The sequence below is a fragment of the Microbulbifer flavimaris genome (assembly GCF_001641755.2).
Classification (GTDB): domain Bacteria; phylum Pseudomonadota; class Gammaproteobacteria; order Pseudomonadales; family Cellvibrionaceae; genus Microbulbifer; species Microbulbifer flavimaris.
Map to the genome: position 1 here is coordinate 508,431 of NZ_LRFG02000002.1, position 15,258 is coordinate 523,688.

Here is a 15,258-nt window from a genome sequence, read left to right on the forward strand (position 1 = left end):
AAATCCGCTGCCAGAAAGTTTGGGCGGGATTATACCGTGGCAGCGGCCCGAGTTCGCGTCGGCACCCTGACCCGGCGTCGCGCCTGCTTTTCCAGCACTTCGCGCACATCCGCCAGCAGCTTCTCGTGCACTCGCGGCGAACTCCAGTACTCGCCGTGCGCGCCCAGCTGCGGCCCCCAGTTGGCCGAGCGCCAGTCCGTCAGCGGGACCGTTTCATAATCGCGGTAGACTGCCTGGTTGTAGGACGGGCTGAGGGGCTTCAGTGGCCAGCCGAACAGGTCATCGGGATGGTAAAAGTTCTTCCACTGGAATCGATAGCCGCGGGTCTCGGTGATCACTGCCTGGATCTGGTCCCGGGGCAGGTCAGCGCACCAGAGCGGGTTGGTGGGACCGAGGGTATACCAGTAACTGAGGGTTTTCAGGCGCAGGAACAAATCTTTCGCCGAGCCCTTGTGAACACCGCGAGGCCCGCCATCGCGCCAGATACCGTGGTTGACCGATGGGCGCTGGGCATCCCAGAGGTAGTTCGACAGGCTCACGCAGCTGACCGAATGGCTGATCAGGACCACCGGGGTGTTTTCCCCGGCAGACTTGGCCGCCTGCTCCAGGGTGCGGTAGATCGCCTCCTGGCTCTTCTCGTAGTTACCGCCATGCTGCTGGATATCGGTGAGCTGTGCTGAAGTCTCGGCCATGCCGTACAGCATGAACTTGCGAGCGCGCAGGAATTCCATATCGCGCTTCTGCATGCCCTCAAAGACCCGCTCGATATTGGGCTGCAGGTGCTCCTGGCTAACCAGTGTGTCGCAATAGACCCGCGACCAGTCTTCGCCGAGCCCGTCGCGAAGCGCACTGAAAACCGGCTCGGCAAAGTCGCTGTCCACCGCGCCCATGCCCGGCGCCGCCAGAATGATGATGTCCGCCATGATCCGCCCCTGATTCTTGTTCTGTTGCAACGCTCCGCTCCACCTTAGGAAAAATCCGGGGGCACTGCGTCATCTTATATTTAGTGGGCACCGCTGATTCGGTCAAAAGTACCATTTGCCCCGCGCTTTGCAAAGAAAGGTACTTCTACGCCGGCCAGCAGGGGGAGGCCGAAGTTCTGTCACCGTGGCAGAGTTATGGTGCATAATCACGTCTGTACAAAAATCAATCATCAAAGACGGCCCTGCACTCAGCGATGCTATTGACCTCTAAATACAGCCTGCCGGACTGCCCCGAACACACGCTCGCGCGGCCGCGACTGCTCAGCCTGCTGGAGGAGAGCTCCAGCGAGCAGCTGCTGCTGGTCACCGCCCCCGCCGGATACGGCAAAACGACCCTGGTCTCCTCCTGGGCAGCGGCACAGGACACGCCAGTGGCCTGGTATTCGCTCGACAGCAGCGACAATGAGCCGACGCAATTCTGTCGCTACCTGGTGGAGTGTGTACACCGCGCCACTGGTAACGGCACCCCCGAGACCCACGCCCTGCTGGCAGCCCAGCAGCGCCCGGACCCGGCGCTGGTCATCAGCCAGATGCTGTCGGAGTTGCGCGGGCTGCCCAGCGAACTGCGCATTGTCCTCGACGACTACCACCAGATCGACAACGAGGCGGTGCACCACGCGACCCGCTTCCTGCTGCGCCATGCACCGGCCGGCATTGGTATCGTACTCACCAGCCGCAGCCAGCCACCTCTGGGTCTGGCTTCCCTGCGGGTACAGGGCCGCCTGCTGGAACTGGGCAGCGAGCAACTGGCATTGAACAGCGACGAGATCGCCCAACTCCTCAACCAGCGACTGCCCTTCGCCCTCGACAGCGACCGCGTGCAGCAACTGCACCAGCTGAGTGAGGGCTGGCCGCCGGCCGTGCAACTGTTCGCCCTGTCCGTGCGCGACCGCGAGGAAGTAGATCGCTATCTGGGAGAACTGGAACAGGGGCACAGCCACATTCTCGACTACCTGGCGGAAGAGGTGCTTGAGCGCCTGGAGCCGGACCTGCGCGAGCTGCTGGCCTGCACGTCGATCCTGACCCGCGTGAACGCGCGCCTGGCGGAGCAGCTGACCGGCCTGGAGGACGGCCAGCAACTGCTGGAACAGGTGGCCCGGCGCGGCCTGTTCCTGCAGGCACAGGATTCCAGCCGCCAGTGGTTCCGCTACCACCCGGTTTTCGCCCGCTTCCTGCAGCGCCAGCTGACCGACAAACAGCGCCGCTATGCGCTGCACCGCATCGCCAGTGACACCTGGCAGAGCCTCGACCAGCCGCTGGAAGCCCTGCGGCATATCCTCGCTGCCGAGGATGGCGAAGGCCTGCAAAAACTGCTGACCACCCACGGCGAGCAGCTGCTGCGCGAGGGCCAGACCCGGGTACTCAACGACTGCCTGGACTGGCTCGGCCGCGAGACCCTGAAGCGCAATGCCCGCTTTACCCTGCTGGCCGCCAAGATGGCCCGGGACAGCTTCGATTACGACCGCTGCAAGAAATACCTGTCCGCCGCGGAGAGCTGGCTGCAGCGGGAGGACCCGGCACAGTGGAGCGAATTCGAGGGGGCGTTTGCCACCATGCGCGCCCAGACCGCCGTCGCCCGCGGTCGCACCCTGGTCGCCAAGGAATATGCCGAGGAGGCCCTGGAGCTGCTGGGCCCGGACCAGCAGGGCGAACGCATCGCTGCCCTGCTGGTGACCGGCGAAACCAGTTTCTGCCTCGGCGAGCTGGAGGAAGGCTGCAACTATATGCGCGAGGTGGAAGCGCTGGCTATGTCCGAGCAGGATTTCCCCAGCGCTGCCTGGGCCATCTGCCAGCAGACGGAAATTTCTATCGCCCAGGGGCTGCTGAAGAAAGCGGCCGGCCTGCGCGAGCGCGCCGCCAAGCTGGTGGAAGAGCAACACCTCACCGGCCTGCCCATCTCCGAATTTATCTGCCGCCTGCGCGGCCAGCTGGCCTGGGAGCAGGGCGACCTGGACGAAGCGGCCGCCGCCGCCCGCCATGGCATGCAGATCAATCGCAAGGTGGGTGAGCGCTGGCTGCTGCCGGAGTACACCCTGCTGCTCAAGGTGGCGCAGGCCCGCGGCGAGCGTGAGGAGTCCCTGGAGTGGCTGGCCCGTATCGACAATCTGCTGAGCGGTGAGCAGTACCACCGCGACTGGGTCGCCAACGCTGACTCGGCACGTATTCGCGTATGGCGCGCCCTGGGCGACCAGAAATCCATCGCCGCCTGGCAGGAACAGGCACAGCCGGTGGCAGATCGCCCCAGCAACCATTTCGAGCAGTGCCACGGCCGCAACCACGTGCGTGCACTGATCGAGCTGACCCGCTGGTCCGACGCCAACCGCCTGATTACCCGCCTGCAGCAGGTGGCCCGCGAATGCGGCCTGGTGACCGACTGCCTGCGCAACCTGGTACTGGAGGCCCACCTGCTGTGGTTGCGCCAGCAGCGCGAGAGTGCCGTGCAGGCCATTCGGGAGGCGCTGAGCATCGCCGTCGAGCGCGACTTCACTGCCAGCTTCCTGCAGTTGGGCAAGCCCCTGATCGTGATTCTGAAGGCGGTCCTGGAGGAGGAGCTCACCGATGCCGAACGGGACAAGGCCCAGGAACTGATCCGGCTGGCCCAGTCACAACCGGAGCTGGACGGCGGCATCCGCATCGAACTGGACGAGACCATCATTCGCGAGATCCTCGACAGTGACGCGGTGCCGGACTTCCTGCGCCACTCCCCCCTGACGCCGCGGGAATGGCAGGTGCTGAATGCGATCCATTCCGGGCTCTCCAACGAGCGCATCGCCCGGCACTTCAAGGTGGCCCCCAGCACCATCAAGACCCACATCCGCAGCCTGTACCAGAAGCTGGATGTGAAGGACCGCCAGGAGGCCATCGCCCTGGCGGAGCAGATGCTGCGCTCGGTGCAGGATCAGCCCACAGACCAATCCTGACTTTCGGCGACCCTCCCCCCCTGTCAGGGATGAGGCGCCGGGTCGCCGGCGCCTGCATACTCCACCCTATCCTAATGAACGACAATCCTACGGGCTGTAGTTATGAGCGGTAACAACACAAGCGCCACCAACGGGGAGTGGTGGCGTAACAGCGTTATCTACCAGGTCTATCCACGCAGCTTCTGCGACGCCAACGGCGACGGTATCGGCGACCTGCCCGGTATCACACAGAAACTCGACTATGTGAAATCTCTCGGTGTGGATGCCATCTGGATTTCGCCGTTCTTCAAGTCGCCCATGGCAGACTTCGGCTACGACGTATCGGATTACCGCGACGTCGACCCGCTGTTCGGCAACCTGGAAGACTTCGACCGCCTGATCGAGGCGGCCCACCAGCGCGGCCTCAAGATCATCATCGACCAGATCCTCAGCCACTCATCCGACCAGCACCCCTGGTTCGAGGAGAGTCGCTCCAGCCGCGACAACGCGAAAGCCGACTGGTACGTCTGGGCCGACCCCAAGCCGGACGGCAGCGCGCCCAACAACTGGATGTCCAACTTCGGCGGCAGCGCCTGGCGCTGGTGCACCCGCCGGCGCCAGTACTACCTGACCAACTTCCTGAAAGAGCAGCCGGACCTGAACCTGCACAACCCGGAAGTCCAGGAGCAACTGCTGGCCGACCTGAAGTTCTGGCTGGATCGCGGTGTGGATGGTTTCCGCCTGGACGCCATCAATCACGCTTTCCATAACCAGTCCCTGCAGGACAATCCCGCGCGGCCACTGGAGCTGGACGAGAAGGGACTGCCACCGGTAAATACCTACCACTACCAGTGGCATGTTCACGACAAATCGCAGCCGGAAAACCTGGTATTCCTGCAGCGGGTGCGCCAGCTGCTGGACCAGTACCCCGAGACCGTCACCGTCGGCGAAGTGGGCGATGACAACACCCACAAGATCATGGCCGATTACACTACCGACAACCGGTTGCATATGGCCTACTCCTTCGACCTGCTGTCGGAGGACTGCAGTGCCGAGTTCCTGCGCGATACCCTGCGCAAGAACCAGCGCGTGATCGAAGAGGGCTGGCCCTGCTGGTCCATCAGCAACCACGATGTGCCGCGCCCCATGAGCCGCTGGAATAAAGGCTTCGACAGCGAGCAGGCGTTCGCCCGCGTGCCCCTGTTCCTGCTCATGCAGCTGACGCTGCGCGGCAGTGTCTGCCTGTACCAGGGTGAAGAGCTGGGCCTCGAGGAAGCGGAGATCGCCTTCGAGGACCTGCAGGACCCCTACGGCATCAACCTGTGGCCGGAGTTCAAGGGCCGCGACGGCTGCCGTACTCCCATGCCGTGGGTCAATCACGGCGAGGTGAACGCCGGCTTCTCCAAGGTGAAGCCCTGGCTGCCGGTACCCGAGGAGCACCACCACAAAGCCGTGAGCGTGCAGGAGGACGACCAGGATTCCATGCTCAACCGCTTCCGCAGCCTGCTGGACTGGCACCGCCAGTGGCCCGGCCTGGCCAAGGCCGAACAGGAAGTTGTGGAGACTGGCAACGACCTGCTGGTGTTCTACCGCCGCACCGGCACCGAGGAATTCTTTGTGGCGCTGAATCTGGGCAAGACTGGAGAGAACCTGGAAGTGCCCGCGGACTTCGCCGGTGCCGAGGACATCACGCCAGCCAGGTTTGGCGGCGCGGTGGAAGACGGCCAGCTGGCCCTGCCGTTGGCCGGCGCCCGCGTACTGCGCCGCAGCGTTTAAGTTATTCGAAGTGCCCCGGCGCCGCACCGCCATTCGTCAGCCGGGGCATTTCACCTTTTTTCCTTGCTCGAACTCTTCCCCGAGTTGTTTACGCAAGCTTTAGCTCTCTTTCCGAGCTTTTTATACGCCGGCCCCGTGCCGGCTTTTTTGTGCCGCAATTTCCCTGTTAATGCCCATCTACCCGGCTCACCCGGGTCACTTGAAAGCCACGTAGCCGCAACTTACTCAGCACCTTTGCGTCTGCGACGGCGAAGCCCGATCCAGAAGCCCGCCTCAAACACCATGCCCAGCGCCAGAAACACCGCACTACCCTGCGGCAGGCCGTAGATGTAGCAGGAGATGGCGCCGAGAAGGCACATCAGCACCAACAGCCACCGTTTGTGTGTACTCATCGTTGTTATCCCATTTGTTGAGCATCTGAACCCGGGAAACGGTACCCCAGGAGACTCCGGGATGAAATATAAAATCACGCTTGCCGGAAAGCCTGTTACAAAACTGCCGCACATTAACGGTTGCCCACAGGGGCCCCGACCTGTCTCTGCGGGCCTCACCCGGGACACTGACACCCGCCAGCCCGCAGTGCCCCAGCCAGGGCTACCTGCCTCCACCAGCCTGTTCCAATCGGCCCCAGGCACCTGTCGTCCCCCGGCTTGCCCATCAGAAGCTTCCCTATCACCTATCCACCAACGGCATGCAGGGCTGACACCGTGCGTGAGAGCACAATCATGCGGACTTGATCGATTCATTTGCTCTATCAAGAAAAGCAAAAAGATCGAAACGATGTAAGACGGCGCATTTTTCCACTTTAGCCTTGAGGCCACTCGCTGCGGCAATCGCCGCTGCGTGCCCACTCTGCAGCCAAGCCGGGAAACATCGGACCGCTGCGCTGGGGAACATCCGAAGAGCCGTGAACCGCTGCCCGCGGTGCGCACTGCTGCGCCCCGCTGCCGGAAACGGCCACTCGGATTGGCAACTCGCTGGTGCTTGCAAAAAGAGAGGTGCGCAATGCAAAGCTACTTTTCACTGCTGATACGATCTTCGTTGGTCGCGCTGCTGTTTCTCGGCGGCATACCCCTTACCACGCCGATGACAGAGGCCAGGGATTACAGGGATCCCAACAATCCACCGCCTTGGGTGCGCGACTATTACCGCAATAATCGCCAGGCTGCCTCGCCACAGATGCACAGGGACGCCATGAGGTTCACCAACAAGTCCTGGTGGCGGCACGATGTGGCAGGGGGAACACCGCATATCAAGATCGACCTGAGTGAGCAGATGGCCTACTTCTACAAGGGCGGGCGCCTGGCTGGCATGTCTCCGGTCTCCACCGGTAAAGCCGGCCACCGTACTCCCCCCGGCACATTCCGTATCTCGGAGAAAAAGGTCAACCACCGCTCCAACCTGTACGGTCACTACGTGAGCCGCAGCGGCTACGTGCTGCGCAGCAACGTGGACGTGCGTCGCGACCGTCGCCCGCCGGGCTCCGTATTCCGCGGGGCGTCCATGGACTACATGATGCGGGTTAACGGCCCAATCTCCATGCACGCGGGTTATGTGCCCGGCTACCCGGCCTCCCATGGCTGTATTCGCCTGCCCTGGCATATGGCAAAAATCTTCTTCGCTCATGCGAGCGTGGGCACCAAAGTGAGCATCGTTCCATAACTTCAATGCCCTGGAAACGAGAAAGGCCGCAGGAGACTGCGGCCTTTTTCGTTTCTGCTGAGGTTAAGGGGTCAAGCCCGTTTGGCCTCGGCCTTTTCCTGCAGCTCCTGCGCTGTAAAGTAGTCATGTGCGGCGCGATTGACGCGCTTCGCCAGTAGTAGCGTCGATGTCATGGTGGGAATCGCCATGATCGCGTACATACCGATAATGATGCTGTTGACCGCATTCAGTGAGGCCACTGCTCCGATCACAATCAGGGCAATATACGCCGCCGTGTAGAGTCCCTGCCAGCGCGTGCCAAACAGGAAGACAAAACACTTCACGCCGTAGTACCAGAAAGTGACGATGGTACTGAACGCCAGCGGCAGCACCATCAGCAACAGCAGCAAGGGCCCCCAGCCACCAAACACCTGGGAAAACGCCTCGGCGGTCAGGGATACCCCCTCGATGCCGGCGCCGTGCTCCCACACACCGGTGAGCAGAATGACCAGCGCGGTACAGGTGCAGATCACCAGGGTATCAATGATCGGCCCCACCATTGCCACTACGCCCTCGCGAATGGGCTCGCGGGTTTTGGCCGCGCCGTGGGCCAGGGACTCGGTACCGATACCGGCCTCATTGGAGAATGCCCCGCGGCTGATGCCCGTGGCGATGACCGCCCCCAGTGCGCCACCCGCCACTGCCTGACCGCTGAAGGCATCGGTAAAAATCAGCGCAAATGCCGCCGGCACTTCCTGCCAGAAATAGCCGATCACAATCAGCGTCAGGGCCAGATAGAAAACCACCATGCCAGGCACGATACGCACGGCAAACTTGCCGATACGCTGAATACGGCCGGCGATTACCACCAGCGCCGCGATGGCCAGTACGACCCCGACAACAAAGTCGAACAGCAGTGAGCCCTCACCGCCAACCATGCCGAGCGGGATCGCAAAGGACTCACGCAACAGCTGTACCGTCTGGTTCGACTGGAAGACCGGCAGCATGCCGCACAGACCCGCGATAGCAAACAGAAAAGCCAGTGGCATCCATCGCCGTCCCAGCCCCTCGCGAATGACATACATGGGGCCGCCCTGCAGCTCGCCATCGGCATCACGCCCCCGGTACATCACCGAAAGAGTCGCGGTATAGAACTTGGTGGCCACCCCCACCAGCGCCGTCACCCACATCCAGAAGATGGCCCCGGGACCACCGGTGCTGATGGCGATGGCAACACCGGCAATGTTACCCAGACCCAGGGTTCCCGACAGGGCCGTGGACAGCGCCTGCCGGTGCGGCACCTGACCGGGATCATTGGGGTCGTCGTACCGCCCCATCAGCAGGTCGACACTATGCCCAAGGTGTCGATAGGGGCGTGCACGGGAAACAATCAGCAGATAGAGCCCCCCGCCCACCAACAGTACCAGCAGCGGAGTTCCCCAGACGAAGGAGGCAAACGCGGCCAGCGCCGCATCAATGGATTGTAAAAATGACATGCAGATTCTGGTCAGTAATTATTGATTCGCCAGTCTATGAAGCCGGCATTGTCGTTGTCAAAGCAACGCCACATCGCCCAGAGGGAAAACCATCCACTGCCAAGCGAATGACTGACTTGATTTACACATACAAAAAAGCCCCTCGGGGAGGGGCTTCTGTGCAGACATTGCCTGGCCTTCTCAGTCCGGTCAGGCAACTACCGGCTCGGGCTCCAGTGTGTCAACTTCCACTTCCGGCTCGCGGACGAAGAACACGGACATCGCGCCGAAAATCATGAACACACCTGCCAGCACGATGATGTAGATCGCCTGGTTGTCGAATACGCTGTGCAGGATCGGGCCGGCCACCAGGGCGGACAAAATCTGCGGCGCTGCAATGGTGAAGTTGAAGATCCCCATGTAGACACCGGTCTTACTGGCCGGCAGCGAGTCGGACAGGATCGCGTAGGGCATGGCAAGGATCGCCGCCCAGGCGATGCCCACGCCGATCATCGGCAGCAACAGCCCCAGGGCCCCACTGGGCACAGTGACCTCGGTAATCAGCAGATTGACCTGGGTCAGCTCGCCGCCCTGGAACATCAGGAAGCTGATATAGCCGAGCCCGCCCAGCAACAGGGACAGCGCATAGGTGGGCTTGCGGCCCAGGGTCATGGCGATCTTGGTCAGGGCGATGGAGAAGATGGCGGCGAAAAGGGAGTAGGCCGCGAAGATGATCCCCACCCAGTCACCGGCAGCACCCTTGGCGGCGGCGATGTGATCAGGGATCTGGCCGACGGTAGCCAGGTAATCGTGGTCGAACCACTTGGCATCCACGCCCCAGACATGCTGGGTAATGGCCGGGGTGGTGTAGACCCACATAATGAACAGCGCGAACCAGGAGAAGAACTGCACCACCGCCAGCTGGCGCATGGTCTTCGGCATATTGAACAGCAGCCTGGTGAAGCCCTGCAGGCGCTGCAACAGGGTTTTGCGCTCCGCCAGCTCACTGGCCAGTTCCGCCTCATCGATTCCTTTGTAAGCGTTGTACTCCTTCGGCGCGTACTCCTTGGTGCGGAACACGGTCCAGAGCACCGAACCCAGCAGCACAGTGGCACCAATGTAGAACGCCCAGATGACCGACGGAGCCACACCACCTGCCTTGGAGGCATTATCCAGGCCGATCACGTTGGTCAGGATGAACGGGAGCATGGAGCCCATCACTGCGCCGATATTGATCAGCAGTGACTGGATGGAATAACCCAGCGTGCGCTGCTCCGACGGCACCATATCAGATACCAGAGCGCGGAACGGCTGCATGGTCACATTGAAGGCCGCATCCATCAGCGCCAGCATCACGCCACCGAACAAAATCGGTGCCACAAAGGCGACAACAATCGCCGAATTGGGCATAAAGGCCATACCCAGCGCGGCGGCGATAGCGCCGAACAGGATGTAGGGGTTGCGCCGGCCGAAACGGTTCCAGGTGCGATCTGAGGCGGAGCCGACAATCGGCTGCACAATCAGCCCCATCAGCGGCGCCACGATCCAGAACAGCGACAACGAATGCAGGTCCGCGCCCAGGTCGGAGAGAATCCGGCTGGCGTTGGCGTTCTGCAGGGCGAAGCCAAACTGCACACCGAGAAAGCCGAGGCTGACGTTCCATACCTGCCAGAACGGCAACTTGGGCTGTTTCACTGACTGCGCTGGGGCGCCGGACGCTGTTTGGGTCATAAGATCACCGCTGTTCTTCCGAGGTTTGCTCCGCAGTCAGCGCCGAACCAGGGGTTGGGCTCGCAACGGGCGTGTGATTATGGTTATGCGGCGATTCTGACAGAGGGGCCAGCCGACTCCCTCCCCCCTTGCCGGGGGAGGAGAAGCCCCTCAGCCCTTTCCTTCGACCAAATCTGGACCAACAGTCACAGCTTTTCACCAGCGTTGGCGAAAACCGCAAACATTGCTACCAGTCTTGATATCCCCCTGCCACAGGGGGGAGTCAAAGGCGCGGCCTCTGCGCGACAATACGCAGTTACGACAAGTTTGCGCACAGTGGAGCCCATCATGCGGCAGCTTTACCTTTTGGCCCTGACTTTTGCCTGCCTGTCGGGCATTGCGACGACAGCATCAGCCAGCGAACCGGAGCGAGTAGAACCACCCTTCTGGTGGGCGGGCATGGCAGAGCAAAGCCTGCAGCTTTTGGTGTACGGACGGGATATCTCCCGGCTACAACCCGAGACGGACTCCGCGGATGTGACAGTGCTTGGCACTGAAAAGGTAGAGAACCCCAATTACCTGTTCATCAACCTCAATATTGCCGCCGATACCGATCCAGGCACCTTCACAATCGCCCTGAAGGAAAGGGGCAAGGCGCGCTTCCACTTCAGTTACACCCTGCGGCCGAGAAACCCCGGCTCCGCCTCCCGGCGCGGTTTCGACAGCCGGGATGCCATCTACCTGATTACCCCGGACCGCTTTGCCAACGGCAAACCGGAAAACGACAGCACGGCGGACACCCTGGAGGGCCCCAACCGGCAGCATCCCGGTGGTCGCCACGGCGGTGACATCGCCGGGATGCAGCAGCACCTGGATTACATCGCCGACATGGGCTTCACTGCCATCTGGCCCAACCCACTGGTGGAAAACAACCAGCCCACCTACTCGTACCATGGCTATTCGGCCACCGATCATTACCGTATCGACCCGCGTTTTGGCTCCAACGAAGAGTTTCGCAACTTTGTCGCTGCCGCAGGTGCCAGGGGCCTGGGAGTAATTCAGGATGTGGTGCTCAACCATATCGGCAGCGGTCACTGGTGGATGGAAGACCTTCCCGACGGTGACTGGCTCAATGGCAAGGGCATCAAAAAAGGCGAGTTTGAAATCACCAACCACAGCCGCTTTACCCCCGTGGATCCCTACGCGAGTGAAGTCGACAGGCGCGGCTTTTTGGACGGGTGGTTCGTGGATTCCATGCCGGACGTGAATCAACGCCATCCACTGGTGGCAAATTACCTGATCCAGAACACACTCTGGTGGATCGAGTACGCGGGCCTGAGCGGTATCCGCGCAGACACATACGCCTATTCCGATCCAGCGTTCCTGCAACAGTGGGCCTCAAGAATTCACCGCGAATACCCCAACTTCAATATCGTCGGGGAGGAGTGGACCCGCAGCCCTGCACTGGTCTCGCACTGGCAACTGGAAGAGGGTGAGGCAGTGACGGGAGGCCGCCTCAAGAGCATGATGGACTTCCCCCTGCACTATGCGCTGCGTGAGGGGCTGGCGGACAGTGAGAGCTGGAACAGCGGCCTTATCACCCTGTATGAGGGCCTGGCCCACGACTTCAAATATCCGAACCCCGATCGGCTCGTTATCTTCGGCGGCAACCACGATACCAGCCGCCTGTACAGCCAGCTGGATAAAGACCTGGACCTCTACCGCATGGCGGTCGCATACATTGCCACCATGCGCGGCATCCCGCAGTTTTTCTATGGCGACGAGTTGCTGTTTGAAAGCCCCAAGCACCGGGATGATGGCATCGTACGCAGCGACTTCCCCGGCGGCTGGCAGGGCGACAAAACCAATGGCTTTACCGGCTCCGGCTTGAGCGAGGCCCAGCGCCAAGCCCAGTCTTTCACCAGGGCGCTATTCACCTGGCGCAAGGACAACCCGGTGATCCACAGCGGGGCCCTGATGCACTTCGCCCCGTTGAACGACACCTATGTCTACTTCCGCTACAACGACGACAAGACCGTAATGGTGGCAATGAATAAGGGCCAGGAACCATTCTCCTTGCCCGCCGGCCACTTTTCCGAAGCAGTTAAAGACAAAAAGTCTGCAACTGACGTCATCAGTGGAGAGCAACATGCAATCGACAACCTGGTGATTCCTGCCCGTGGCGTGATGGTGCTGGAACTCAAGTAGACCGGGACAAATACTGTTGACCGATGCCGGGCTCCGGATCGGTTTACAACCTGTAGATCAATGGAGTAAAGCCCCGCAAGAGGGTAATAACCATAAGAGGCAATGATGATAGCCAAACCCCTAATGCGCACGTGCGCACTGATTGGCCTGGTAGGTGCTGGAGTTTTCCAGGCCGCTGTGGCCCGTGACTATATCGAACACACCCTGGACGGTGACGTTCTGAACCTCAGGCTCAGCGACGCGCAGGTGTCACTCACCCCGCTCAACGACGCGGCCATCGAGGTGCATTATCAACGCGAGGGCGTCAAACAACTGCCTTCGTTCGCCATTGCCTCGAATGATCATGCAGACGTCGATACTCACCTGGAGGAAACTCCTGATCAACTGATTTACGAACTCGGCGACCTCACCGCAGTGATCCAGAAGTCGCCGTTTGCGATTCAGTATTTTCGCGGTGAGGAGCCGTTGATCCAGGAGGAGAGCGGCTTTTTCGCCACCGAAACCATCCGCGGTTTCCGCTTCACCCTGGAAGAGGACGAGAAGCTGATTGGCGGTGGCCAGCGGGTGCTGGGTATGGATCGCCGCGGTAAGCGGCTGCCGCTGTATAACCGTGCTCATTACGGTTACACCACTGAATCCGAGCAGATGTATTTCAGCCTGCCGGCGGTCATGAGCAGTAACAAGTATGTGCTGCTGTTCGATAACAGCGCCACCGGCCACATGGACCTGGGTGCCAGCCGCGCGGACCTGCTCCAGTTCGAAGCGATGGCTGGCCGCACCGCCTACATCGTGGTGGCGGGTGAGAGCTATCCAGAGCTGATCGAGAACTACGTCGACGTCACCGGCAAGCAGCCACTGCCGCCGCGCTGGGCACTGGGCAACTTTGCCTCCCGCTTCGGCTACCGCAGTGAAGAGGAAGTCAGGGCGACGGTCGACAAGTTTGCCGAGGAGGATTTCCCTCTCGATGCCGTCGTGCTCGACCTCTACTGGTTTGGCCCCGACATCAAGGGCCATATGGGTAACCTGGACTGGGATCGCAATACCTTTCCGCAGCCGGAAAAAATGATGGCCGATTTCAAGGATCGTGGCATCAACACCATCCTGGTCACCGAGCCATTTATTCTCACTACCTCCAAGCGCTGGGACGAAGCGGTGGAGAACAACGTACTGGCCAAAAACCTTGCCGGAGAGCCCAAGCGCTTCGATTTCTATTTTGGCAACACTGGCCTGGTGGATGTTTTCTCCGGGGAGGCTGGCGACTGGTTCTGGAATGTCTACGACGGCCTGCTGAAGCAGGGGGTCGGTGGCTGGTGGGGTGACCTGGGTGAGCCCGAAGTTCATCCTTCCGACACCGTACACAAGATTGGTATGGCCGACGAAGTACACAATGCCTACGGTCACACTTGGGCGCAGCTACTGCACGACAAGCAGACAGCCCAGTACCCCGAGCGCCGCCCGTTTATCATGATGCGCGCCGGCTTCCCCGGTTCACAGCGCTACGGCATGATCCCGTGGACCGGCGATGTGGCCCGCGAGTGGGGCGGCCTCAAGCCGCAGGTAGAACTCGCCCTGCAGATGAGCCTGCTCGGTTTCGGTTACACCCACTCCGATCTGGGCGGCTTTGCCGGTGGCGAGGAGTTTGATCGAGAGCTCTATATCCGCTGGTTGCAGTACGGTGTCTTCCAGCCGGTCTACCGCCCCCACGCGCAGGATCACATTGCGTCAGAACCGGTCTTCCACGATCGCAAAACCCGCGATATTACCCGCGAGTTCATCAAGCTGCGCTACCGCTTGTTGCCTTATAACTACACGCTGGCGTTCGAAAACAGCCAGACCGGCCTGCCACTGATGCGCCCGCTGTTTTTCTCCGATGAAAGCAACCTGGAGCTGATCGACTACAAGGACGCCTACCTGTGGGGCAACGACTTCCTGGTAGCACCAGTTACCGATGCCGATATCGATGAGGTGACAGTGAAGCTGCCCGGCGGTGTCTGGTTCGACTACTGGAATGACGAGCAACACAGCGGCAACGAAACAAAAGTCGAGGTAGACCTGGAGACCATCCCCGTGCTGGTCAGAGCCGGCGCCTTTATTCCCACCATCGACGATATTGCCACTACCCGCGACTATTCCAGCGAACAGCTGACGCTGGATTATTACGCCCACCCCACGGCAGTAGAGTCGGAGAGCTATGTCTACGAAGATGACGGCAACACCGTCGACGCCTTCAACCGCGACCGCTACGCCAAGCTGAAGTTCTCTGCCAGGCGCGACGCCGACGGCATCCGTTTCGATTTCCATCGCGAGGGCGGTGGCTACGAGGGCGAGCCGTCACAGCGTTCCATCAGCCTCAATATTCACAACTGGACCGTGCCCGCCTCTCAGGTACAGCTCGGCGATCGGGCGATCGAAATCCATCAACGGGAAAGGGATTTCGAGCGCGCAACCGAGGGGGCCTGGCTGGACGCGCGCGCAAACCAGCTGCATGTGAAATTCTCCTGGGGTTACAGCCCCCAGTCACTGATGGTCAGCCACTAAGAATTCCCTGCCCTTCCCCTCGCGGGT

At 61.1% G+C, this 15,258-nt stretch carries 9 protein-coding genes; 5 read left to right on the top strand and 4 right to left on the bottom strand.

The window, feature by feature from the left end:
* Nucleotides 1-29: 29 nt before the first annotated feature.
* Nucleotides 30-953 carry a hypothetical protein gene (locus tag AWR36_RS07070; RefSeq protein ID WP_231745274.1) on the bottom strand — a complete coding sequence of 308 codons (924 nt, stop codon included), beginning with the start codon at nt 951-953 and terminating at the stop codon, nt 30-32.
* A 224-nt stretch (nt 954-1,177) separates the two neighbouring features.
* On the opposite strand from AWR36_RS07070, the gene malT reads away from it, so the two are divergent.
* Together malT and AWR36_RS07080 are read left to right on the top strand one after the other, a co-directional pair.
* The gene (gene malT, locus AWR36_RS07075) at nt 1,178-3,904 is read left to right on the top strand and encodes an HTH-type transcriptional regulator MalT (protein ID WP_067083120.1); all 2,727 of its coding nucleotides are present in this window, start codon (nt 1,178-1,180) and stop codon (nt 3,902-3,904) included.
* Between the two features lie 102 nt (nt 3,905-4,006).
* Entirely contained in the window at nt 4,007-5,659 is a 1,653-nt protein-coding gene (locus AWR36_RS07080) for an alpha-amylase family glycosyl hydrolase (protein ID WP_067083122.1), read from the top strand.
* Between the two features lie 221 nt (nt 5,660-5,880).
* On the opposite strand, the gene AWR36_RS16195 is transcribed toward AWR36_RS07080, so the two are convergent.
* Nucleotides 5,881-6,051, bottom strand: coding sequence for a hypothetical protein (locus AWR36_RS16195; RefSeq protein WP_176491110.1), 171 nt, complete (start codon nt 6,049-6,051; stop codon nt 5,881-5,883).
* 613 nt (nt 6,052-6,664) lie between these two features.
* Between AWR36_RS16195 and AWR36_RS07085 the strand changes: the two genes are divergently transcribed.
* Nucleotides 6,665-7,321 carry a L,D-transpeptidase family protein gene (locus AWR36_RS07085; RefSeq protein ID WP_231745275.1) on the top strand — a complete coding sequence of 219 codons (657 nt, stop codon included), beginning with the start codon at nt 6,665-6,667 and terminating at the stop codon, nt 7,319-7,321.
* 71 nt (nt 7,322-7,392) lie between these two features.
* On the opposite strand, the gene AWR36_RS07090 is transcribed toward AWR36_RS07085, so the two are convergent.
* Nucleotides 7,393-8,796, bottom strand: coding sequence for an alanine/glycine:cation symporter family protein (locus AWR36_RS07090; RefSeq protein ID WP_067083124.1), 1,404 nt, complete (start codon nt 8,794-8,796; stop codon nt 7,393-7,395).
* A 189-nt stretch (nt 8,797-8,985) separates the two neighbouring features.
* A complete protein-coding gene (locus AWR36_RS07095; RefSeq protein ID WP_067083126.1) occupies nt 8,986-10,506 on the bottom strand; it encodes an MFS transporter in 1,521 nt (506 codons plus the stop codon).
* Between the two features lie 327 nt (nt 10,507-10,833).
* Here AWR36_RS07095 and AWR36_RS07100 point away from each other — a divergent pair, with 327 nt between their 5' ends.
* Entirely contained in the window at nt 10,834-12,693 is a 1,860-nt protein-coding gene (locus tag AWR36_RS07100) for a glycoside hydrolase family 13 protein (protein ID WP_067083970.1), read from the top strand.
* A 105-nt stretch (nt 12,694-12,798) separates the two neighbouring features.
* Nucleotides 12,799-15,231: a glycoside hydrolase family 31 protein gene (locus AWR36_RS07105; protein WP_067083972.1), complete on the top strand. Its 2,433-nt coding sequence runs from the start codon at nt 12,799-12,801 to the stop codon at nt 15,229-15,231.
* Nucleotides 15,232-15,258: the final 27 nt, after the last annotated feature.